The 20,838-nt window shown below is 38.0% G+C and carries 19 protein-coding genes; 12 read left to right on the forward strand and 7 right to left on the reverse strand.

The window, feature by feature from the left end:
* Positions 1-31 precede the first annotated feature (31 nt).
* The 4 genes from hemW to AC6H0V_RS17125 are packed head-to-tail and all read right to left on the reverse strand — an operon-like array spanning position 32 to position 1,761.
* Positions 32-1,162: a radical SAM family heme chaperone HemW gene (gene hemW / locus AC6H0V_RS17110; protein WP_497561420.1), complete on the reverse strand. Its 1,131-nt coding sequence runs from the start codon at positions 1,160-1,162 to the stop codon at positions 32-34.
* A 3-nt stretch (positions 1,163-1,165) separates the two neighbouring features.
* Positions 1,166-1,549 (reverse strand): hypothetical protein, encoded by a 384-nt coding sequence (locus AC6H0V_RS17115; protein WP_497561421.1) that lies wholly within the window; start codon positions 1,547-1,549, stop codon positions 1,166-1,168.
* A 28-nt stretch (positions 1,550-1,577) separates the two neighbouring features.
* Complete coding sequence (locus tag AC6H0V_RS17120; protein ID WP_497563391.1) at positions 1,578-1,691, reverse strand: type II toxin-antitoxin system HicA family toxin; 114 nt, start codon at positions 1,689-1,691, stop codon at positions 1,578-1,580.
* Positions 1,657-1,761, reverse strand: a complete 105-nt coding sequence (locus tag AC6H0V_RS17125) for a type II toxin-antitoxin system HicA family toxin (RefSeq protein WP_497561422.1) — start codon at positions 1,759-1,761, stop codon at positions 1,657-1,659. The genes AC6H0V_RS17120 and AC6H0V_RS17125 overlap by 35 nt, the downstream gene beginning before the upstream one ends.
* Positions 1,762-1,953: 192 nt before the next feature.
* On the opposite strand from AC6H0V_RS17125, the gene AC6H0V_RS17130 reads away from it, so the two are divergent.
* The 6 genes from AC6H0V_RS17130 (at position 1,954) to porN (ending at position 8,619) form a co-directional block, all read left to right on the forward strand.
* Positions 1,954-2,889, forward strand: coding sequence for a DUF4271 domain-containing protein (locus tag AC6H0V_RS17130; RefSeq protein ID WP_497561423.1), 936 nt, complete (start codon positions 1,954-1,956; stop codon positions 2,887-2,889).
* Positions 2,890-2,898: 9 nt separating this feature from the next.
* On the forward strand, positions 2,899-3,669 hold the full coding sequence (locus tag AC6H0V_RS17135) for a uroporphyrinogen-III synthase (protein ID WP_497561424.1): 771 nt from the start codon (positions 2,899-2,901) through the stop codon (positions 3,667-3,669).
* A 242-nt stretch (positions 3,670-3,911) separates the two neighbouring features.
* The gene (gene porK / locus AC6H0V_RS17140; RefSeq protein ID WP_497561425.1) at positions 3,912-5,249 is read left to right on the forward strand and encodes a T9SS ring complex lipoprotein PorK/GldK; all 1,338 of its coding nucleotides are present in this window, start codon (positions 3,912-3,914) and stop codon (positions 5,247-5,249) included.
* Between the two features lie 48 nt (positions 5,250-5,297).
* Positions 5,298-6,110: a type IX secretion system motor protein PorL/GldL gene (gene porL / locus AC6H0V_RS17145; RefSeq protein WP_497561426.1), complete on the forward strand. Its 813-nt coding sequence runs from the start codon at positions 5,298-5,300 to the stop codon at positions 6,108-6,110.
* A 43-nt stretch (positions 6,111-6,153) separates the two neighbouring features.
* Positions 6,154-7,686, forward strand: coding sequence for a type IX secretion system motor protein PorM/GldM (porM, locus tag AC6H0V_RS17150; RefSeq protein ID WP_497561427.1), 1,533 nt, complete (start codon positions 6,154-6,156; stop codon positions 7,684-7,686).
* A gap of 3 nt (positions 7,687-7,689) precedes the next feature.
* Complete coding sequence (porN, locus tag AC6H0V_RS17155; RefSeq protein WP_497561428.1) at positions 7,690-8,619, forward strand: type IX secretion system ring subunit PorN/GldN; 930 nt, start codon at positions 7,690-7,692, stop codon at positions 8,617-8,619.
* Positions 8,620-8,733: 114 nt separating this feature from the next.
* Here porN and uvrC read toward each other — a convergent pair whose 3' ends face one another.
* From uvrC to porW, 3 genes are read right to left on the reverse strand one after another with little or no spacing between them, the layout of a single operon-like run.
* Positions 8,734-10,563, reverse strand: a complete 1,830-nt coding sequence (gene uvrC / locus AC6H0V_RS17160; RefSeq protein ID WP_497561429.1) for an excinuclease ABC subunit UvrC — start codon at positions 10,561-10,563, stop codon at positions 8,734-8,736.
* Between the two features lie 25 nt (positions 10,564-10,588).
* Positions 10,589-12,811, reverse strand: coding sequence for a transglycosylase domain-containing protein (locus tag AC6H0V_RS17165; protein ID WP_497561430.1), 2,223 nt, complete (start codon positions 12,809-12,811; stop codon positions 10,589-10,591).
* A gap of 5 nt (positions 12,812-12,816) precedes the next feature.
* Positions 12,817-15,609, reverse strand: coding sequence for a type IX secretion system periplasmic lipoprotein PorW/SprE (porW, locus tag AC6H0V_RS17170; protein WP_497561431.1), 2,793 nt, complete (start codon positions 15,607-15,609; stop codon positions 12,817-12,819).
* Positions 15,610-15,720: 111 nt separating this feature from the next.
* Here porW and AC6H0V_RS17175 point away from each other — a divergent pair, with 111 nt between their 5' ends.
* From AC6H0V_RS17175 to atpA, 6 genes are all read left to right on the forward strand, one after another.
* The gene (locus AC6H0V_RS17175; protein ID WP_497561432.1) at positions 15,721-15,951 is read left to right on the forward strand and encodes an AtpZ/AtpI family protein; all 231 of its coding nucleotides are present in this window, start codon (positions 15,721-15,723) and stop codon (positions 15,949-15,951) included.
* Between the two features lie 570 nt (positions 15,952-16,521).
* A complete protein-coding gene (gene atpB / locus AC6H0V_RS17180) occupies positions 16,522-17,655 on the forward strand; it encodes a F0F1 ATP synthase subunit A (protein WP_497561433.1) in 1,134 nt (377 codons plus the stop codon).
* A gap of 36 nt (positions 17,656-17,691) precedes the next feature.
* The gene (atpE, locus tag AC6H0V_RS17185; RefSeq protein WP_497563392.1) at positions 17,692-17,892 is read left to right on the forward strand and encodes an ATP synthase F0 subunit C; all 201 of its coding nucleotides are present in this window, start codon (positions 17,692-17,694) and stop codon (positions 17,890-17,892) included.
* A gap of 84 nt (positions 17,893-17,976) precedes the next feature.
* On the forward strand, positions 17,977-18,471 hold the full coding sequence (gene atpF, locus AC6H0V_RS17190; RefSeq protein WP_497561434.1) for a F0F1 ATP synthase subunit B: 495 nt from the start codon (positions 17,977-17,979) through the stop codon (positions 18,469-18,471).
* 61 nt (positions 18,472-18,532) lie between these two features.
* A complete protein-coding gene (gene atpH / locus AC6H0V_RS17195; RefSeq protein ID WP_497561435.1) occupies positions 18,533-19,069 on the forward strand; it encodes an ATP synthase F1 subunit delta in 537 nt (178 codons plus the stop codon).
* 158 nt (positions 19,070-19,227) lie between these two features.
* A complete protein-coding gene (gene atpA, locus AC6H0V_RS17200) occupies positions 19,228-20,802 on the forward strand; it encodes a F0F1 ATP synthase subunit alpha (protein WP_497561436.1) in 1,575 nt (524 codons plus the stop codon).
* Positions 20,803-20,838: the final 36 nt, after the last annotated feature.

Genomic DNA, 20,838 nt, shown 5'->3' on the forward strand with positions numbered 1-20,838 from the left:
TACAAAAATATGAAAAATGCTTTGAATTACATTATTCGTCAACCTCAAAAAGACTTGAAGCGATCCCATCCGCAAATAATTTACCTTCCTTTGATAAATATACGTGCTGTTCTGCTAAAATGAGCTGCCCATTATCAATAAACGGACGAATATCTTTCACTAATTGCTCGCTGTAATTCTTTCCAAAATCTTGCATTACTTTAATCAGGTCTGTTCCCCACATGGTGCGAAGCGAGGTCATGATATATTCGTTAAAACGATCAGTTAAGCTAAGTTCTTCAACGGTTTCTGCCAATTGGTTATTTAACAGGCAACTGAGGTATTTCGCATTATTTGGAATGTTTAAATACCGGTTTATTCCATCAAAACCATGTGCAGCGGGCCCAATTCCCAAATAGGGGATGCCTCTCCAATAATTGGTATTGTGAATGGCATATCTTCCAGGTAAACTAAAGTTAGAAATTTCATAGTGTTCAAAGCCAGCATGCTGTAATTTATCGATCAGCGTTAAAAATTGAGCCGCACCTTGTTCCTCGTTGATGTTAATTTGAGTACCTTTTTTAATCGCATTTGCCAGTGCAGTGCGGGCTTCTACGGTTAACGAATAGGCAGAAATGTGAGGAGATTGCAGTTCAATTGCTTTATTGATATTATGTAGCCACTTCTCATCGGTTAAGAGCGGATAACCATAAATGAGGTCTATGCTCAGGTTTTCAAAGCCGGCATCCTGACATCTTTTGATGCAGCTCTCGGCTTCGTTGGCATTGTGGGCCCTGTTCATCCAAACCAGATCTTCATTAAAAAAAGATTGAATCCCAATGCTAAATCTGTTGATGGGCAATTGCCTTAGCGCTGCAACTTTTAAAGAATCAAGATCATCGGGATTGGCCTCAATGGTAATTTCGGCATCGGCCGATATGGAAAAACAAGATATGAGCGTATCAAAGATCTTCCTTAACGATTCTGCGGGCAGAACAGAGGGAGTGCCTCCGCCAAAATAAATACTTCCCACTGTTGTGGTAATACGATTTTGCTTTAGCCTAATCTCGTTGCAAATAGCAGTTGTCATCTCATCAACATACTTAAAAGATGTAGTGAAATGGAAATCGCAATAAGTACAGGCTTTTTTGCAAAAAGGAATGTGGATGTAGATGCCGGCCATTAACTATGCGTAAACTAGTACTTTCTTCATGTCATCTGCAAGTTTGTGTATAGTTTCTTCAATTCTTTGTGCTTGTTTTGCTGAGGGATGCTTAACTTGACTAGCATACTGACGTAATAAGCCCGCATTAATCCCAGCTCTTTCAGCTACTTTTCCTATATTGAGAAAATCAAATTGTTGGAAAAGTGCATAAACATCATAAAGACATTCAAAACTGACTTTGTCAGGCGACAAATCTTCAAATTCAAATAAAAGATTTTTTATTTTTTCTTCAAGCTCAAAAACGGTAGCCCCATTTTCAACAATCAAATTTTCATTATAGACTACCCTCCCTGATAAATTCCCATTCCCCCGCTCAATGATCATTTCTAACTTTATTTTTTTCATTTTTCATTTTATTAGAAGTACAGGCGGACTATTTAAGTCCGGCCTGTTTCAAAATTGAATTAAGGGTACCCTTAGGTATATCTCCCCCGTGAACCGGTAAGGTAACTTTACCCGGCTTTGAAAGGATGCGTAAGCTGCAGATGACTACCTTTTTGGGTCTTTTCTTCCCAACCATCTTTTTTAAGCAGCTTCAGCACTTCCCTGAAGTTCATTCACAAAGGTAGCAATTTTGCTACTTTATTACAATACCTTATTCTAATTTAATCAGCTACATAATTATAAAACAAAGGAATAAGCTTAGCTTTGCAAACCGATCGTATTTTGTGTAAACGATCACAATTTTTACAATAGTAAGTTTAAGAATGTTTAAGAGGAGTTTGTGGCTTAGTTTCTTTTTTCTTTGCATGGTGCTGTCTGTAAAGGCGCAGCAACAGCCTCTAAATGTAGATAGCCTTCGTAAAATCTACTTCCTTCCCGATAGTGTAGATTCGGCTAGAGTGGCACCGGTTATTGCTCCCGACACCATTACGCCAAAGACTTTAAGACCTTTGGATTCATTAACAGTAGCCAATATAACAAGTAATTGGAGTAAGGGATATGGGTATGAGCAAACAGATTTTGATGCACTGATTGCCAAATTTTTATTGAACTCGGTAAGTAAGGATCTGCATCAACAGGGAGAATTATTACCCAAAGGGGATGTATGGGTATTGGCATTTATAGCTTGTTTGCTGGTATTATTTGCAGTTGTAAAGCAGATTTTCGCTAAGCAGCTCACCACGATAGTACAGTCGTTTTTTAGTAACAGAATTTTAGGTAACCTAAATAAAGAAGATAATCTGTTTACTTCTTGGCCATTTTTAGTGCTGTTTGTACAGTTGGGCTTTACTATAGGAATGTTCTTTTATTTGGTTGCACAAAACCAGCAGGTAGGGATGGCCAAAAATGGATTTCAGTTTTTTTTAACCGCCTCTGGACTAATTATTGTACTGTATGCTTTAAAAATTTTGCTATTAAGGGTGATTGGTTTTATATTTAATATACAAAAACCAGTAGGTGAATACGTATCAATATTATATTTAAGTTATTTTAATACGGCTTTATTGTTTATTCCATTGGTAGTTGCATTTGCGCTCTCGCCGCTAAAATATGGCTCCATTTATATCATTATCGCCATAGTTTTGTTATTAATCGTTTTTGTTTTTCAATTTATTAGGGCAGGTGTAAATATTTTATCAAATTATAGGTTTTCAAAAGTGTATTTATTTTTATACTTTTGCACCCTCGAAATTTGCCCTATATTAATATTAATCAAGGCGATAGAGGATTTTAGGAGGTAATTACTTAACATGCAGGAAAAGAACGAAGATAGATTACGTAAAGTAAAAAGTATACTGATCACTTTACCAAAGCCCGAAACAGAGAAATCACCTTATTTTGATTTGGCTAAAAAATTTAATTTGAAAATCGATTTCAGATCGTTTATTCATGTTGAAGGCGTTCCGGCCAGAGATTTTAGGAAAGACAAGATTAACTTGGTAGACTTCACTGCAGTTGTTTTTACGAGTCGTAATGCTGTAGATCACTTTTTTAGAATCTGCGAAGAAATGAGGTACGATGTGCCTGCCGATCTTAAATATTTTTGCATTTCAGAATCAACCGCTTTATATCTTCAGAAGTACATCCAATACAGAAAGCGTAAAATTTTCTTTGGCAAACAAACTGCATCAGATTTGGCAGAGGTGCTGAAGAAACATGCGGGAGAGAAATTTTTGTATCCTTGTTCTGATGTTGCCACAGAAGACACTATGAATTTCTTGCAGAAAAATGGTTATGATTTTACTCCGGCTGTACTTTTTAGAACCGTAGTGAGCGATTTATCAGATCTTGCCGAAGTGTTTTATGATGTTATTGCGTTTTTTAGTCCCTCAAGTATTCAATCTTTGTATATTAATTTTCCAGACTTTAAACAGAACAATACTAGAATTGCTGCATTTGGGTCAAATACAAATAAAGCAGCAACTGACGCCGGTCAGATTGTAGATATTGCAGCCCCTAGTCCGGAGGCGCCATCCATGATTATGGCGATTGAAAATTATATAAAGAAATCGAACAAGTAATTTTTTATATTTTTTATCGTTAAGACTCAATATTTAATAAAAACAAGCCAACCAAAGACTTAATTTTTACGTAATTGCAAAAAATTATAGCTAGATTATCTTCCGTTATTGTAGGTTAAAAGGAAACCCGTAAGGAGTTTAACTTTAAATTGTTATGCATTTATTTAGGCAAATAATTGTTTATGTCAAGGATATTCGATAAAATTGCTATAGAAATATTACCGTCTCCTTCAACTAATTTTATGAGAAAAATATACCTATTTAGTTTTTTCATCATTTGTGGGTTCTTAGCAAGCTGCTCAAAAGGCCAGCAAGGAGAGCTCGTAGGTGCTTACAATAGAAAGTTCAAGAATAAGACCATCCCGCTGGGCATGGTTTTTATTCCGCCAGGTAGAACTCTAATTGGAATGACAGATGAGGATATTAGCTTCTATCAGGCTAATACTAGCAGAATGACTTCTTTTCCAGCATTTTATATGGATCAAACCGAGATTACAAATGCTGAATACAGGCAATTTGTAAATTGGGTTAGAGATTCGATCGCTGTATCATCTTTGGGCCCATCTGGTGCACCTGCACTTTATAAGCCTGTCCCCCCTGCGGTTGCGGCAAACGGTGGTTCTCCAACAGGGCAACAAGACATTAATTGGAGAGCATTAAGAAAGACAAATGTACTTTGGGGCAAAAATAGTGCGTATAAAGCTAGATTACAGAACATGTACTATTCAGGTAATGATGCATTGCCAGGTAGAACAGAATTTGATGTGAGAAAGATGAGGTACGCTTATAGCTATTTAGATCATGATCTAGAAGCTGCGGGCAGAAATGATCCTAGCAAAAGCAGACAGGATTTTATCCAAACTTATACTGATAATCCAACTCCTGGTAAAGCGAATGAGCATCCTTCTGTAAGTGTTTATCCAGATACCTTGGTTTGGAAACTAGATTTCGCTTACGCACAAAATGATCCGATGGTAGAAGCTTATTTTAATCACCCCTCTTATGATCGTTATCCTGTTGTAGGCGTTACCTGGGATCAGGCTACAGCATTTTGTAACTGGAGAACCCGATTATACAGCAATGTTGCAGCATCAAGAAAAATCCCTGTTAATAGCAGGTTAAAATACAGGCTACCTACAGATCAAGAGTTCGAATATGCTGCCAGGGGCGGAAGAACGCAAACCAAATACCCATGGGGAGGTCCGTATATCAAAAATACAAAAGGTTGCTTACAGGCGAACTTTAAGGTAGGAAGAGGTAATTATACGGATGATGGTGGTTTATATACCGTTGACGCTAGAGCCTATCTTCCAAATGATTATGGTTTGTATAACATGGCGGGCAACGTTTCCGAATGGACGGTTACCGCATATAACCGGTCTGCCACCAGCTTACTTTCAGACTTTAGTCCAAATTATACCAATATTGCCAAGGGAGCCAAAGTAGTTAGAGGTGGTTCATGGAAAGACATGGGCTTCTTTTTGCAAAACTCTGTAGGCACTTATGAATACCAAGATAAGGCAAGATCTTATATTGGGTTCCGCTGCGTTTCCGATTTCCCAGGTAACGCATTAAATTAAAATCAATCATCAACTTAACTAAAACAAGAACAAAATTTTAAAAAGATTATGGCAGCAAAAGGTAAAGGACAACCAGGATGGTTACATGTCGCTATCTCGTTAGGAGCAAGTGTGGTAATCCTAGGAGCATTGGCAAAAATCATTCACTTCGGTGGTGTATGGGCAAATTATATTATTAGTGTGGGACTAGTAACCGAGGCCATTTTATTTGCTGTAACGGCTTTTTTTCCGCCGGAGCCAGAATTGCCATGGGAGAGAGTGTACCCAGAGCTTAACGATGGTTTTGCGGGTGAGCTGCCAAAAGCTTCGGCGAGGCCAATTAGTAGCGGTAATTTTTCTTCTTCAGCTGCGCTGGATAAAATGTTGGAAGATGCTAAGATTGGTCCAGACTTGATCGAAAGTTTAGGTACTGGTCTCCGTACCTTTGGCGATAAAGTGTCTACAATTTCTAATGTGAGTGATGCTGCGCTTGCAACAACCGAGTTTACAGGAAAAGTAAAAACAGCTTCTTCTAGTTTTGATGATTTGAGCAACGCTTTCGGTAAAGCTACTGCCAATTTAGTTGAAATGGGCGAAAGTAAAGTTGATACACAAGCTTATCATGATCAAGTAAATAATTTAGCGAAAAATTTATCGGCCTTAAATGCTGTTTACGAATTAGAATTACAGGATTCTAGCGCCCACTTAAAATCAATGAATAAATTCTATCAGAATTTATCGTTAACGATGGGGAACTTCAACGAATCAATGGAAGATTCTAAACAGTTTAAAGAAGAAGTGGGTAAATTGGCCAAAAACTTGGCATCGCTTAATGCAATTTATGGCAATATGTTAACCGCTATGAATCAACCACGTATTTAATTAGTTCAAACAATTTATTTAGTTAAACAAAATCTAATTAAACATGGCTGGAGGAAAAGAAACAACAAGGCAGAAGATGATCAATATGATGTATCTCGTATTGCTTGCTATGCTTGCCTTAAACGTTTCAGATACATTGTTAAATGCGTTTAAGAACATTAACGATAGCTTGGATGCGACGAGGGCGAATGTAAGTACCAATATCGCACAATTATTTGACGCTTTTGAGAATACCGAACTAAAAAATAAACCCGAACGTGCTAAACCACTTTGGGATAAAGCAAACTTGGCTAAAGCGTATGCCGATGATCTTGAAAAAGATATTTTAAGACTGAAAGAAGAATTTAAGACTAAAGGAGGAGGTATTAATCCTGAGACTGGAGATTTCACGCTTAGAGAAAATACCGATATCGCTCAAGAAATCATGATTAATGGTAAAGAGGGGGAAAAGCTAAAGGCTAAAATTAATGAGACCAGAAAAAAATTGATTTCTCTACTTGGACCAAATGCCAGTGTATCCTTTAACTTGCAAGCGATTGACCCTAAACAACCTGTAAATGGAAAAACCAAATGGGAGGATGTTAATTTTGGAGAAGGAAATCCATTAACGGCTGCGAATACAATTTTAACTAAAATTCAAGCAGATTTACAGAACGCAGAAGCTGAAGTAATTAAAAAGCTATTTAGCCAAATGAGCAATACGCAAGTTACGTTAGACAGGTTTAATGCAGTTGCAGTTCCTTCGAGTAGTTATGTGATCCAAGGGCAACCTTATAAAGCTGAAGTATTCCTAACCGCAAGCGATTCTAAATCTAATCCTATCATTACCGTAAATGGAAGTTCATTACCTATCAAAGAAGGGGTGGGTACCTATACAGGTGGAACAGGATCTGTGGGTGTATTTAAATGGACAGGGACAGTACGTGTAAAGCAAACCGACGGTAGTTTTAAAGACTACAAGACGCCTGAAATAACATACCAAGTTGCGAAACCCTCTGCAACGGTGTCTTCAACTAATTTGAATGTAATTTATGCGGGTATACCTAATCCGTTCTCTATTTCGGCACCAGGCTTCCCATTAGAAAGCGTAAGAGCATCTATTTCTGCCGGATCAATGTCTGGCGGTTCAGGGAAATTCATGATCAATGTACCGGCAAGTCAGATTGGCCAAACGGTTACCATAAACGTTTCCGCAACCAACGAAGGTAAAACGTTAGGTTTAGGTAGCAACGTATTTAGAGTAAAGCAGATCCCAAATCCAACCGCTAAGTTTGCAGGTAGAATGGGTGGGATCATCTCAGGTAATAAAATGGCGACTGAAAACCAGGTTACGGCCGCTTTAGAAAATTTCGAATTTGATATTAAAGTAAGAGTAACTAAATTTACTGTGGTTGTAATCAGACCACGCCAAGACCCTCAACAATTCTTTTGTTCTGGTGATACCTTTAGTTCTCAGGCTAAGGCAGTACTATCTGCTCTTCCATTTAACTCGAGGGTTTATATAGAAGGAGTTCAGGCGGGAATGCCCGATGGACGAACAGTAACGTTAAACTCGATGGTATTTACCGTAAATTAAAATATGATGAAAAAAACGTTTTTCCTTTCTTTTTTTCTTTTGATAACGGTTTTTGCATTTGCACAAAATCAATCTAATTCGGCTGGAACAGTTGATAAGAAAGTTGTGCCAAAGAAAAAAGTGCCCAAACAAGATGGCTTTATCTTTAATGAAGTAACCGAAGCGGATACCGTAGTTCCTTATGCAAAGGTTGCCCGTGAAGATGTTGTTTATACCAAAAGGGTATGGCGCGAAATAGACTTACGTGATCGTGGTAATGCTATATTGGCTTCACCCAAAGTTAATTTGATAGGGATTGTTTACGATGCCATTAGTAATGGAGAATTGGATCTTTATCCTAGTAATGTTGAGGATTGGAGCGTTGATCCTTTGAGTGCAAAAAAAGGAAACAATCCAAAAGTAACGAGTAGCTCTGTAGCTGATACTGCTTTTTTGGGCGTTAACCCAAGCACTAATGAAGTAAATAGAGCTAACAACGAATTTTTTGTAGCCAGCTTTGTTGCTTTAAGGATTAAGGAAGATTGGATCTTAGATATTAAAAGAGGAATTTTTGAACCTCGGATTATCGGCATCGCTCCAGTTAGGATTGATGTAAAACAAGCAGTTGATAACAATGGTAATCCGGTTCCAGATCCTGTTACGGGTAAAGTTAGAGCTGATACGGTTAAATTTCTGGCTGGATGGATCAACTTTGAAGACCTGAGAGAGATCTTGGTAAAACACAAGATTTCAAATAACCAGAATGATAATTCGGGAATTAACTTTGATGATGTTTTTGTACGAAGATTATTCTATAGCAACATCACAAAGGTGTCTAACTCTGCTGATAATAGAATTGAGGATATTTTATTTAATTCAAAAGATCGATTGCTCGAATCAGAAAGGTATAAAAAAGCAATGGCTGATTTTGAGCAGGGGCTCTGGGAGTATTGACGACCTAGTCCTAACTCTATCATAGGTTCCAGGCAGGACCTGAAGGAGGCCTTAGTTTAATGCATTTAAGCCTCGATTTAATCGGGGCTTTTTTATAGCCTCAGTTTTTGGTAATTAAGCGCTAGGCAAGCCACCTTCAGAAGATTGGGGGTTAAAATAAGTGTTAAGTGCAAGCAGTTGTTTTTTATTTAGCAATTGCATCAGTTCCTCTTCAGTTGCTTCTCTGATTTTTTTAACAGATTTAAATCTAACCAGCAACTTATCTGCAGTAGTTTTGCCTATACCCGGAATAATGGACAGCTCGGTTTTAAGGGTGCCTTGATCGCGTTTTTTGCGGTGGAAGGTGATCCCAAATCGATGCGCCTCATCACGAAGCTGTTGGATAATTTTTAAGGTCTCCGATTTCTTATCCAAATATAGGGGGAAACTATCTTCGGGATAATACAGCTCTTCCAATCGCTTTGCAATACCAATAACCGTAACTTTTTTATCGATATCCAATTTCTTTAGACTGCTCACTGCTGAGGACAGCTGTCCTTTACCACCATCAATAATAATGAGTTGCGGCAATGAGCCTCCTTCCTCCAACATCCTTTTGTAGCGCCTATACACTGCTTCCTCCATAGTAGCAAAATCATTCGGGCCTTCAACTGTTTTCACATTAAAGTGGCGATAGTCTTTTTTGCTTGGCTTGGCGTCCTTAAATACTACAATTGCTGACACCGGATATTTTCCTTGAAAGTTAGAATTATCAAAACACTCGATATGATGCGGAAGTTGGGTTAACCGTAAGTCTTTTTGCATCTGGGTTAAAATGCGCTCTGTTCTTAGATCGGGATTTAGTTTTTCGTATTGGTTAAGTTTTTCCCTTTTGAAGAATAACACGTTTTTTTCAGATAGCTCGAGCAACTTTTTCTTTTCGCCTAGCTTAGGTACGGTAAATTTCAAATTTTGATCAACTAGCGGGATCGAAAAAGGAACAATAATTTCTTTAGAGGTACTACTAAATTTGGTTCTAAACTCGGTTATTGCTAGTGTCAACAGCTCTTCATCCGTTTCGTCTAATCGCTTTTTGATCTCGATGGTCTGTGTTTGGATAATACTTCCGTTCATCACCTTTAGGTAATTCACAAAGGCATAGCGCTCATCAGCTGCAATGCTAACTACATCAATATTGGTAATAGCGCTATTAACAACGGTAGATTTGCTTTGGTATTTTTCGAGGATCCCCAATTTACGTTGATAGCTGTGCGCAAGCTCAAAGTTTAGTTCTTCAGAAGCCTTTTGTACCACCTGTTTTACCGCTTTGATTACGCTACTCACCTTACCGTTTAATATTTCGCGGATTTCCTCGATATTTTGATCGTAATCTTCCTTGCTCTGATAATTTTGGCAAGGACCTTTGCAGTTTCCGATCTGAAATTCTAGGCAGACCTTAAATTTACCTTCTGCTATATTTTGTGGGGTTAAGGGCAAATTGCAGGTGCGAAGGGTGTACGTTTCTTTTATAAGATCTAAAATGGTGTGCATCATCCCAACAGAGGCATACGGCCCCAAATAGGTCGAACCATCTTTTATAGGATTACGTGTCCAATAAATACGGGGGAAAGCTTCTTTTTTGATGATGATCCAAGGATAGGTCTTATCATCTTTTAAACTGATATTATATCGTGGCTGATGTTTTTTTATCAGGTTATTCTCTAAGAGCCAGGCATCAATTTCAGTATCAACAATGGTAAAACTAATGCGACGTATCTTTGAAACAAGCATCCGGGTCTTACCGTTTACCTGTTTATCCTGTACAAAATAAGAGCCCACGCGATTGCGCAGATCTTTGGCCTTGCCGATATAGATAAGCGTGTCTTCCACATCATAATACTGGTAAACGCCAGGCTTATGTGGAATATCGGCCAATGCCTTTTTATGATCAAATACTGATTTCACCGATTAGAAATGATTACGCAGATTATTAAAATCCCAGTTTTTTATCAAGCTCTGTGGTGCCTGCCTCTTGTGGTTGGTATTGATTACAATCGTACACAATGCTGACCCCATTTTTAGGAGCCTCAAAATCCGCTTTACCTATTTTAAGGTTCGAATTCGCATAAACCCTTCGCATAAATAGGGCGTATATAGGCAGTGCCGAATTTGCGCCTTCACCGTCTCTGGTACTTGTAAAATGGAATGCCCTATCTTCACAGCCCGTCCATACACCAGCCACTAAATCCGGCGTAATGGCCATAAACCAGCCATCAGAATTGTTAGATGTTGTTCCCGTTTTTCCGCCGATTGGCGCAGTTACTTTATATTTATAGCTCAATCTAGAACCTGTACCGTTAACTACAACGCCTCTTAGCATTCGGGTCATTACATAGGCGATCTCTTCGTTCATTACTACTTTAATCGCAGGTTTACTGTCGAACAATACTACCCCATTTTTATCTTCGATTTTAAGAATGTAGGTAGGCTGGATCCAAGCGCCTTTATTTGCAAAAGCACCATAAGCACCTACCATATCGTAAATTGAGGCATCAAAAGAGCCTAAGCAGATAGATGGCACGATGGGCACTTCAGTGGTTATTCCCAGTTTTTTAATTTCAGTAGCTACTGCAGTTGGTCCTACCTGTTGCATCAAATAGGCAGCTACATAGTTCTGCGAGTAAGCTAAAGCCTTTTGAAGGGTTATTTTTCCGGGGAGGGTTCCTGAAGAACGAGGAGTCCAATCAGGACTACCTGGCGATTGTATAGTAATGGGAACGTTATCTACAGAATAACAAGGAGAATAGCCATTTTCTATAGCTACGGCATAAGTAAAGGGCTTGGCGGTTGATCCTACTTGGCGGGTACCCATTTTTACTTGGTCGTATTTAAAATGCTCAAAATTTATTCCACCCACCCAAGCTTTGATATACCCTGTTTTTGGATCCATGGCCATCATCGCATTGCGTAATAATAATTTGTAATACTTAACCGAATCTAATGGTTTCATTAGGGTGTCGATATTCCCCTTCCATGTAAATATCGTAAGCTGATCAGGGGTGTTAAAGTTTTCTTTGATTTCTTCTTCAGACTTACCTTCTGCTTTTAGCGCTTTATAACGATCTGACCGTTTGATCCCCTGATCAATCTGCAGCTCCATCCCTTTAAATGGGTTGCGTCCTTTCCAACTGTTGGTAAATTGCTGTTGTAGGGTTTTCATGTATTCTTTTTGGGCTTCCTCGGCATAAACCTGCATATCATAGTTTATGGTAGTGGTGATTTTAAGGCCATCCCTATCCAAATCATAGGGCACTCCATTTTTTGTAATTGATCTTTCTTCAAGGATTTTTTTAACTTCGGATTTTAGCACCGACCTAAAATAAGGGGCAATTCCATCATTTGTTGTTGCGGCATTAAAATGTAGATCGAGAGGTTTATCTTTTACGTTATCAAATTCTTCTTGGGTAAGAAATTCTGATTTAACCATTAATGCCATTACCGTATTTCGTCTGGTTAAAGCCCTACTTGGATTTTTAGTAGGCGAATAACGGGTAATCCCTCTTTGGATACCCACCAAAACAGCAGCTTGCGGAACAGTTAACTTATCAGGGGTAGTATTAAAATAAACACGGGCAGCAGATTTGATCCCAAAGGCCTGATTGCCAAAATCTACCGTATTTAAATACATAGTGATGATTTCTTCCTTGGTATAATTTCGTTCGAGTTTAACGGCGATTACCCATTCCTGGAATTTTTGTATAATCCTTTTAAAAACATTCTTCTGCCTTCCTTCTTCAGAGAAGAGATTAAGGGCTAATTGTTGTGTGATGGTACTTCCGCCCTGTTTTTTGCCGGTCATCGCATACAAGAAAATGGTAAAGGTCCTTTTAAAATCGATGCCAGAATGGGAGCGATAGCGGATATCTTCTGTCGCAATAAGGGCATTAATAACATTGGGAGAAATTTCGCTGTAATTAACGTTTGAACGGTTTTTAACAAAATAAGTACCGATCACCTTTCCATCTTCCGAAAGTATCTCTGTGGCTTCATTGCTTTTTGGATGTTCTATTGCCCTAAAAGATGGTATTTCGCCAAAGAGACCAAAACCTATCGAAACAATAAACAAGGCAAACAACAGCATACTGCCCAATAGCACTTTCCAAAGCCTACGGTTATATCTTTTAATATCTTCTTTTGTGAGGGACTTGTTCATTTGTATCAATAATTATTCTTAAAAAACTCGATATATTTATTCAGTGTTTCTCTATTCTTTATCTTATCAAAGTTTTCCTGACTGATATAAAAACTTTTGTATACCCCAGCAGGAACTTTCATGATGCGGGGCAGCTGTGGTGTAATGCCATCAGCATATGTTTTAACGTCTGGCAAGGTTGCAAAATTACCTACAAAAATAAGCTGATCTTCTTCAAGTTCGTACAATTGATGTTTTAGGCCGGATCCAGAGTAGTTGCCACGATTAAACTGTCCAACTCCAAAACGTGATGAACTTACGCTTAAGGTGACGTCCGAAACGCTGATCACATAGAGATAATTTTTTGATTCTAATTTATTAAATAAGTTATCGGCTGTTGCCTTACCCATTGGATCGGTTTTAGCGCCCGGCTGATTTTGGGTAGATGGAACAATAGGAGCTGCAGGATTGGTTGCCGTTGAATTAGGTACTACGGCTTTTTGCGTAACAATCGTAGGGTTAACTTTTTGAGGCTCCTGTTTTTGAGCTACTGGAATATCCTGCTGGGCAATAAAACGGGGCTCGGTAGGATCGAAGTCTACCAATGCGATTTTTCTTGCTTTAAAGGCCGCCAAATTTGCATTAATGTATACAAGATGATCTTTAACGAGCGGATTAATTAAATTGTCGTTTGGATATTGGACAAGTATCTTGTTAAAAGCTGTTAGCAAACTATCTACAGGCTGGGTTCTACCAATGGCGATCGCTTTTAAATAATCGTACTGTGCCTGTAGGTTATTTCCCGGATAGCGGTTATTGGCCTCATTTACACTCGAAATTACCCCATTAAAATCCTTTTTCTCATAAGTATGAAAGACAGTATTATAATTGGTGTTAACGATGAGGTCGATAGCATTTTGTTTGGCAGAAAAATTAGGGTCTAAAATGGTTTTGGCATATATCGAAGTCGGAAAATCAGTTAAAACCAACCTTCTATAGTTTTCAGACTTTACCTTATCAGTTTGAGCATACCCTAAGTACAGGCTATAATACATCGCATCTAAGCGATTGTTTTTAGGGTAACGTTTCAATACGGTTTCATATACTTTTACAGCTTCCTGATGATCTTCAAGCACCTGCTGATAGAAATTTCCAATTTCAAAATAGGCGTCGATAATCTGCTGATCGGAGCGGCTTAATTGCTCAGCCGTTAAAGGCAATTGAGCGGTATATTCGGCTATTTGACTAGCTTTGTTTGCATTTATGGTATTTTGTGCTGTTGTTGTTATTGCATTACCGTTAGTAATGACGTTGGTTTGGTTTTGCTGATTAACCTGTGCAGAAGACTTTACGCTCTGTCTCCAATTATCGCCATAAGGTCGATTTCCCCATCTCTTCTTGAAGTCCGTAAACCCTCTTGAAATGGCACTTTGGTTACTAAAATAAAACGTACCGCTGGTTTGAGTTTTGAGCTGATTGTTGTTAACGGTTGGAAGGTTGGTACCGGGCGTACTAATAGGTGCAGCAGCTACTTTTTCCGTGAACATTTCTTCTAACCTCATTTCCCTGGTCTGTTGCGGCAATAACGCAATGGCCTGTAAGGTATCCTGCTTGGAAATTAATTGATAGCGCTGGGTTAAATATTCTAAATTCTCGGCCTTTTTAACGATGGCCTCATAGCCAGGATAGGTTTTTGGAAGCGTAGCCGCAGCGCTATCGTAATATAGTTTAGCGTTTACATAATTGCCTAAATTTTTAAAGTTAAGATCGGCCAATCTTAGGTAGGAAAGTCCTTTTTGATAGGGGTTTAGGAGACTTTTTTGGGAAGAAAGTTTGTAATATACTTCGGCCTGGCTATAATCCTGATGCGCTAAATAGTCTTCAGCAACTTCGTAATAGATCTGATCATTATAATCAAGATTCTTATCATCTTTTAAGAGTTTCAACAATTGTTCCTTCCGATCAGAAATTTTGTTGGTTAACGCGTCATTAATTCGGATCTTGCTTAGCCTTGCGTTGAAATACATTTCAAATGGAGCATTACTCTTCTCTACTTTTGTATAATTTTCTAAGCTCGCCTCATATTGTTTATCATTTTCATACAATTGCGCTAAAATATACGACCACCTTATTTTTTGCTGGGCTTTGTTGCTTTCTTTTATGGCTAGCTCGAGATATCCTATAGCTTTTTTGAAATCCTTTTTGTAGATACTCATTTGTGCCAAAGTGGCGAAGGATTCGGCTTTTACCTTTTTACCTAAATCCAGGAATTTGCTTACTGTATCTAAAATGGCATCAGCCTGTTTAAATTCGTTGAGCTGCATTAAGCTCCGGGCTTTCCAGGTTGTGGCATTCAGAAAAATATCACTCTCGGTTGGATAGGCTTTAGCGGTATAATCAAAGTAGGCCGCAGCGGTAAAGTAGCTGCCTTTGTAAAAATTGGTTTTTGCCAGGAGAAGATAGGCGTCGCCCACATAATTGCTAAGTCCTTTTTCTGAGATGATGGTTTGGGCCTTTTGCGCAATTTCATCCAGCAGTTTAGCATTTACTGATGCGTTAGTTGAAGATAGGTTATCAACTGCTGGTGGAGCAAGGTAAACATCTAAAAAATTATCGTAATTATCCTTATTGCTTAGTGCAAGTTCTTCCTGATAAGCAGTTAACAAAACATTTGAGTTATATATTAAGTTATAACGGGCAGAAAGGTTTTGCAGACTCCTGTTTGAGGCGTTATCCTTTTGCGTAGAGCAACCATAAAATAGAAGGGCGCTTAAGCAAGTGAAAAGGATTTTTATACTAAGTTTGATGTTATTGCTCAAGAATTTTAGAATTGAGTACTACCTACAATATAACAAAATGTATGCAAAAATATTTTATTCGGCAATAAATTCTTACTATTTACGGTATATTTTTATTTTAACTATTCATTTATGATTAATTCTGAAGACGACCAAAACAACAAGAATGTAAATAATTTCGCTAAATACAGCGGGATGGCATTTCAGATGTTGGCAACTATTGGATTGTTTGCATTTATTGGATACAAAATCGATGAAAATAGCTCCCATCATAAATTAATTTATACCGCAGTTTTGGGTGTATTGGGAACGTTAATCTCTTTATTTATGATAGTTAGATCCTTGACTAAAAAAGGCAATTAAATTAAGGCTATGAGGTGCTGATTAAGACTTTAAATATCTATCCCCGTTTATTACCTTTGGAAAATTATTAGAACATTGGGTTTATCGCGCTTCATTTTATATTATTTAGGATATTCAATTTTATTAGCTGGAATTGCAATACTTTTGCCCTATTTTTCGCCAAAGATTTTAGCTCATGATTTTTGGTTGATTTTTCTCTTTATAGGAGGACTAACCTTTATAGCCTACCTTGTAGCTTATTTGGGTATCAAAAGAAATGTAGATGGAGGGATTTTAGCAATTATGGGTTCAATAACATTGAAACTTCTTTTCTGCTTGATCTTCGTTTTAGTTTATAGTTTACGACATACGGGAAAGGATATCGCTTTTATATTAAATTTCTTTTTTTTATATGTAGGTTTTACTGTTTTTGAGGTTTATTTTTTAATTAAAAATTTAAAATAACCTGCTTTTTTTTGATCAAAAAGAACTTAGTCAACTTTATAGATTTTTATTTAATAATACGCTTTGAAATATTCGCTATCTTGTGTAACTTGCGCGACCAAAATAAATAGTAAAATCTGCTAATATATGGATTGTAGCCACGTTTTTGAGTTTAGGTTTATTAGATTAATTGTTGTTTTTGCGCTTTTTTCTGTGTTTTTGTCAGTTTCAATTTCAGCAAATGCGCAAGTTGATACCTTGCAAACGGTAGAAAAACATGCAGATGAGGCTAGTAAAGAAAAGAAATTCGAAATAGGAAAATTTGCCTTACACCACATTGCGGATTCTCATAGTTGGCATGTAATCGGAGAGACTTATATTGGCTTGCCGATTATGTTATATGCTAATGGTAAGATCATAACTTTTAATAGCAGTGATTTCAATCATGACGATGATGCAAAGGTAGTGGTTGAAAGAGGTGGGCAACGTTTTGTGAAATTACACGAAAAAATTTATTATGCTTCAGCTACCGCAAATCATGAAGGACAGTATGTAGATTTAAATGCTGCGCATCATGCTGAAAACAAAAGACCACTTGATTTTTCGCTGACTAAAAATACCTGTACTTTACTTATCTCGGTTATTCTTTTGCTCGTTGTGTTTTTAAATGTGGCTAATAGCTACAAAAAACGTAAGGGCAAATCTCCACGGGGTTTACAATCTTGGTTAGAACCCGTTATACTTTTTGTTCGCGATGATATTGCTAAGCCAAATTTAGGGCACAAGCATGAGCGGTTTATGCCCTATCTATTAACTGTATTTTTCTTTATATGGTTTAATAATATGCTAGGCCTTGTACCTTTCCTTCCGGGTGGGGCAAACTTAACAGGAAACATTGCGGTAACTATGGTTATGGCGTTGGCCACCTTCTTTATCACGATATTTAATGGTAATAAACACTATTGGAAACATATTTTTTGGATGCCAGGAGTTCCTGTATTGATCAAACTATTTTTAGCTCCGTTAGAATTTGTAGGTATTTTCACCAAACCAATTGCATTAATGATTCGATTGTTCGCAAACATTACTGCAGGACACATTTTAATGCTTTCATTAATCTGCTTGATATTTGTTTTCAATAGCTATTGGGTTTCTGCTGCATCTATTCCGTTTGCTATGTTTATTGGCGCAATTGAATTGATGGTTGCATTTATACAGGCGTTTATTTTTACCATTCTATCTGCCCTATTTATTGGTATGGCGGTAGAAGAACACCACTAATAATTAATAATTTAACACTTAATATATAAAATCATGATTACAGGAAGTATTGCTGCAGTAGGTGCAGGATTAGCGGCTATCGGTGCTGGTATCGGTATCGGTAAAATTGGTGGATCTGCAATGGAAGGTATTGCTCGTCAGCCAGAGGCTACATCAAAAATTCAAACTGCAATGTTAATTGCTGCTGCCTTTGTTGAGGCGGTTGCGTTATTTGCGGTTGTTGTTGCTTTAATGTAACACCCATTTAAGTTCCTTGCAAAAGGTTGTTTTGCAAGGAACTTATTTCTTAAATGAGTTTAAAAAATTATAATATATACTGAGATGGATTTATTAATACCTGAAGTTGGCTTAGTCGTTTTTCAAACCATAGCATTTTTATTGCTAATGCTTGTTTTGGGCAAATTTGCTTGGAAACCTGTTTTGGCTGCTATTAAAGAGCGTGAACAATTTATTGACGAGGCTTTAAACAAAGCAGAGTTGGCTAAACAAGAAATGGCCCGTTTAACTTCTCAAAATGAGGAATTGATGAAACAAGCTCGTGCAGAACGTGATGATATCTTGAAAGAAGCTAAAATACTTAAGGACAATATTGTAAACGAAGCTAAAACTTCGGCTCAAACTGAGGGCAATAAATTGATTGAAAAAGCTCGCATAGAGATCGAAAATCAGAAAAAAGCTGCCTTGGCCGAGTTAAAAGGACAAGTGTCTACATTGTCATTAGATATTGCCGAACGTGTGTTACGTAGCCAATTGGATGATAAAGCGAAACAACAGGATTTGGTTGCCAGCTTGTTAAAGGATGTTGAATTAAATTAAAAGCATAGAGCGGCGAGCAGGGAGCTCCATGCCCCATGCTCAAAGCCCCAAACCAAAATATATGTCGAGTAAAGCAGCAAGCAGATACGCAAAATCATTGATCGATCTTTCTACAGAGCAGAATGCTTTGCAGGACATGATGAATGATATGGTTTTGTTTGAGCAGGTTGTGGGTCACAACAGCGAATTGGAGGCAATATTAAGAAATCCCATTGTTCCTTTAGATAAAAAGGCGGGAATTTTGAATGATGTTTTCGGCAACAAAGTGCACGCGATTACAAAAAGCTTTTTTAAACTGGTAGTAAGTAAAGGTAGAGCCAACATTTTATTCGAAACGGCAAAGCAGTTTATTGCACAGTATCAATTTATTAAAGGAATTGTAACTGCCGAAGTAACATCAGCTATTCAACTAACAGAAGCAAGCAGAGAAGAAATTGTAAGCTTGGTTAAAAAAGAATTAGGCGCTAATGAGGTTATCGTTAAAGAAAAGATTAATGAAAAACTAATTGGTGGCTTTATTTTGAAAGTTGGTGATAAACAATTTGACGCTAGTATTTCTGGCGGATTAAGTAAACTTAAAAAGGAATTTGCGCAATAGATAAGCGAATAGCGGTAAGCGTAAAGCGGTAGAACGCCATCGCTCCAGGCGCAACGCCAAACAAAATAGTAAACATAACATAACGCGGAAAGCGTTTGGAAATGGATCGAAAACGCTCCATGCTCCGCGCCCCACGCTCAAAAACAAAAATAGAAATTATGGTAGAGGTAAGACCAGACGAAGTTTCGGCAATTATCAGACAACAATTGTCAGGCTTTAAATCAGAAGCTGAATTGGAAGAAGTTGGTACCGTTTTACAAGTGGGTGATGGTATTGCTCGTGTTTACGGCTTAACTAAGGTGCAAAGTGGTGAGCTAGTTGAGTTTGCTAACGGATTACAAGGTATCGTTTTAAATCTTGAAGAAGATAACGTAGGGGTGGTTTTATTAGGCCCATCAGATGAGATTAAAGAGGGCGATACCATTAAACGTACCAAAAAAATTGCCTCAATCAAAGTAGGTGAAGGTATGTTAGGCCGTGTGGTGAATACACTTGGCGAAGCTATCGATGGTAAAGGTCCAATCTTAGGTCAAACCTACGAGATGCCATTAGAGCGTAAAGCTCCCGGTGTAATCTACCGTCAGCCTGTTACAGAGCCTTTACAAACGGGTATCAAAGCTATTGATGGTATGATTCCAATTGGTCGTGGACAACGTGAGTTAGTAATCGGTGATCGCCAGATTGGTAAAACAGCTGTTTGTATTGATACCATCATCAATCAAAAAGAATTTTACGAAGCAGGTAATCCTGTATTCTGTATTTATGTAGCTTGTGGTCAAAAAGCTAGTACTGTAGCAAACGTTGTACGTACCTTAGAAGAAAATGGTGCTATGGCCTATACAGTTGTTGTTGCTGCTTCTGCCGCAGAACCTGCTCCACTACAGTTTTATGCTCCTTTTGCAGGTGCTGCAATTGGTGAGTTTTTCCGTGATACCGGCCGCCCCGCTCTAATTGTTTATGATGATTTATCTAAACAAGCTGTAGCTTACCGTGAGGTATCCTTATTATTGCGCCGCCCACCAGGCCGTGAGGCTTATCCAGGCGACGTTTTCTATCTTCACAGTCGTTTATTAGAGCGTGCTGCAAAAATCAATGCCAATGATGAAATTGCACAGGCAATGAATGATTTACCAGAATCATTAAAAGGAATCGTTAAAGGTGGTGGCTCATTAACTGCTTTACCTATTATCGAGACCCAAGCGGGTGATGTTTCTGCTTATATCCCAACTAACGTAATCTCGATTACTGATGGTCAGATTTTCTTAGAGTCGAACTTGTTCAACTCAGGGATCCGTCCGGCAATTAACGTAGGTATCTCGGTATCACGTGTTGGTGGTAATGCACAAATTAAATCGATGAAAAAAGTAGCTGGTACTTTAAAACTAGATCAGGCACAATACCGCGAATTAGAGGCTTTCTCTAAATTCGGATCTGATCTGGATGCAGCTACTAAATCAGTACTTGATAAAGGTTCACGTAACGTAGAGGTTTTGAAACAAGGACAATTTTCGCCAATGACTGTTGAAAAACAAGTAGCGATCATTTACTTAGGCACTAAAAATTTGATGCGTTCTGTTCCTGTAAATAAAGTGAAAGAATTTGAGGCAGAGTATCTTCAATCTTTAGAATTACGTAGTCCTGAAACTTTAAAAGCCTTAAAAGCTGGTAAGTTGGATGATGAAATTACTGGAGTTTTAGAAACAATTGCAAAAGAGATTTCAGGTAAATATTAAATTTTAGTTGAGCGTTAAGCGCTAAGCGTTTTGAAG

This window comes from Pedobacter sp. NO84 (assembly GCF_059703915.1).

Bases quoted from the DNA above. Each gene is read 5' to 3' on its own strand.
- hemW (WP_497561420.1), bottom strand. From the start codon at position 1,162: ATGGCCGGCATCTACATCCACATTCCTTTTTGCAAAAAAGCCTGTACT.
- AC6H0V_RS17115 (WP_497561421.1), bottom strand. From the start codon at position 1,549: ATGAAAAAAATAAAGTTAGAAATGATCATTGAGCGGGGGAATGGGAAT.
- AC6H0V_RS17125 (WP_497561422.1), bottom strand. From the start codon at position 1,761: ATGAACTTCAGGGAAGTGCTGAAGCTGCTTAAAAAAGATGGTTGGGAA.
- AC6H0V_RS17130 (WP_497561423.1), top strand. From the start codon at position 1,954: ATGGTGCTGTCTGTAAAGGCGCAGCAACAGCCTCTAAATGTAGATAGC.
- AC6H0V_RS17135 (WP_497561424.1), top strand. From the start codon at position 2,899: ATGCAGGAAAAGAACGAAGATAGATTACGTAAAGTAAAAAGTATACTG.
- porK (WP_497561425.1), top strand. From the start codon at position 3,912: ATGAGAAAAATATACCTATTTAGTTTTTTCATCATTTGTGGGTTCTTA.
- porL (WP_497561426.1), top strand. From the start codon at position 5,298: ATGGCAGCAAAAGGTAAAGGACAACCAGGATGGTTACATGTCGCTATC.
- porM (WP_497561427.1), top strand. From the start codon at position 6,154: ATGGCTGGAGGAAAAGAAACAACAAGGCAGAAGATGATCAATATGATG.
- porN (WP_497561428.1), top strand. From the start codon at position 7,690: ATGATGAAAAAAACGTTTTTCCTTTCTTTTTTTCTTTTGATAACGGTT.
- AC6H0V_RS17165 (WP_497561430.1), bottom strand. From the start codon at position 12,811: ATGAACAAGTCCCTCACAAAAGAAGATATTAAAAGATATAACCGTAGG.
- AC6H0V_RS17175 (WP_497561432.1), top strand. From the start codon at position 15,721: ATGATTAATTCTGAAGACGACCAAAACAACAAGAATGTAAATAATTTC.
- atpB (WP_497561433.1), top strand. From the start codon at position 16,522: ATGGATTGTAGCCACGTTTTTGAGTTTAGGTTTATTAGATTAATTGTT.
- atpF (WP_497561434.1), top strand. From the start codon at position 17,977: ATGGATTTATTAATACCTGAAGTTGGCTTAGTCGTTTTTCAAACCATA.
- atpH (WP_497561435.1), top strand. From the start codon at position 18,533: ATGTCGAGTAAAGCAGCAAGCAGATACGCAAAATCATTGATCGATCTT.
- atpA (WP_497561436.1), top strand. From the start codon at position 19,228: ATGGTAGAGGTAAGACCAGACGAAGTTTCGGCAATTATCAGACAACAA.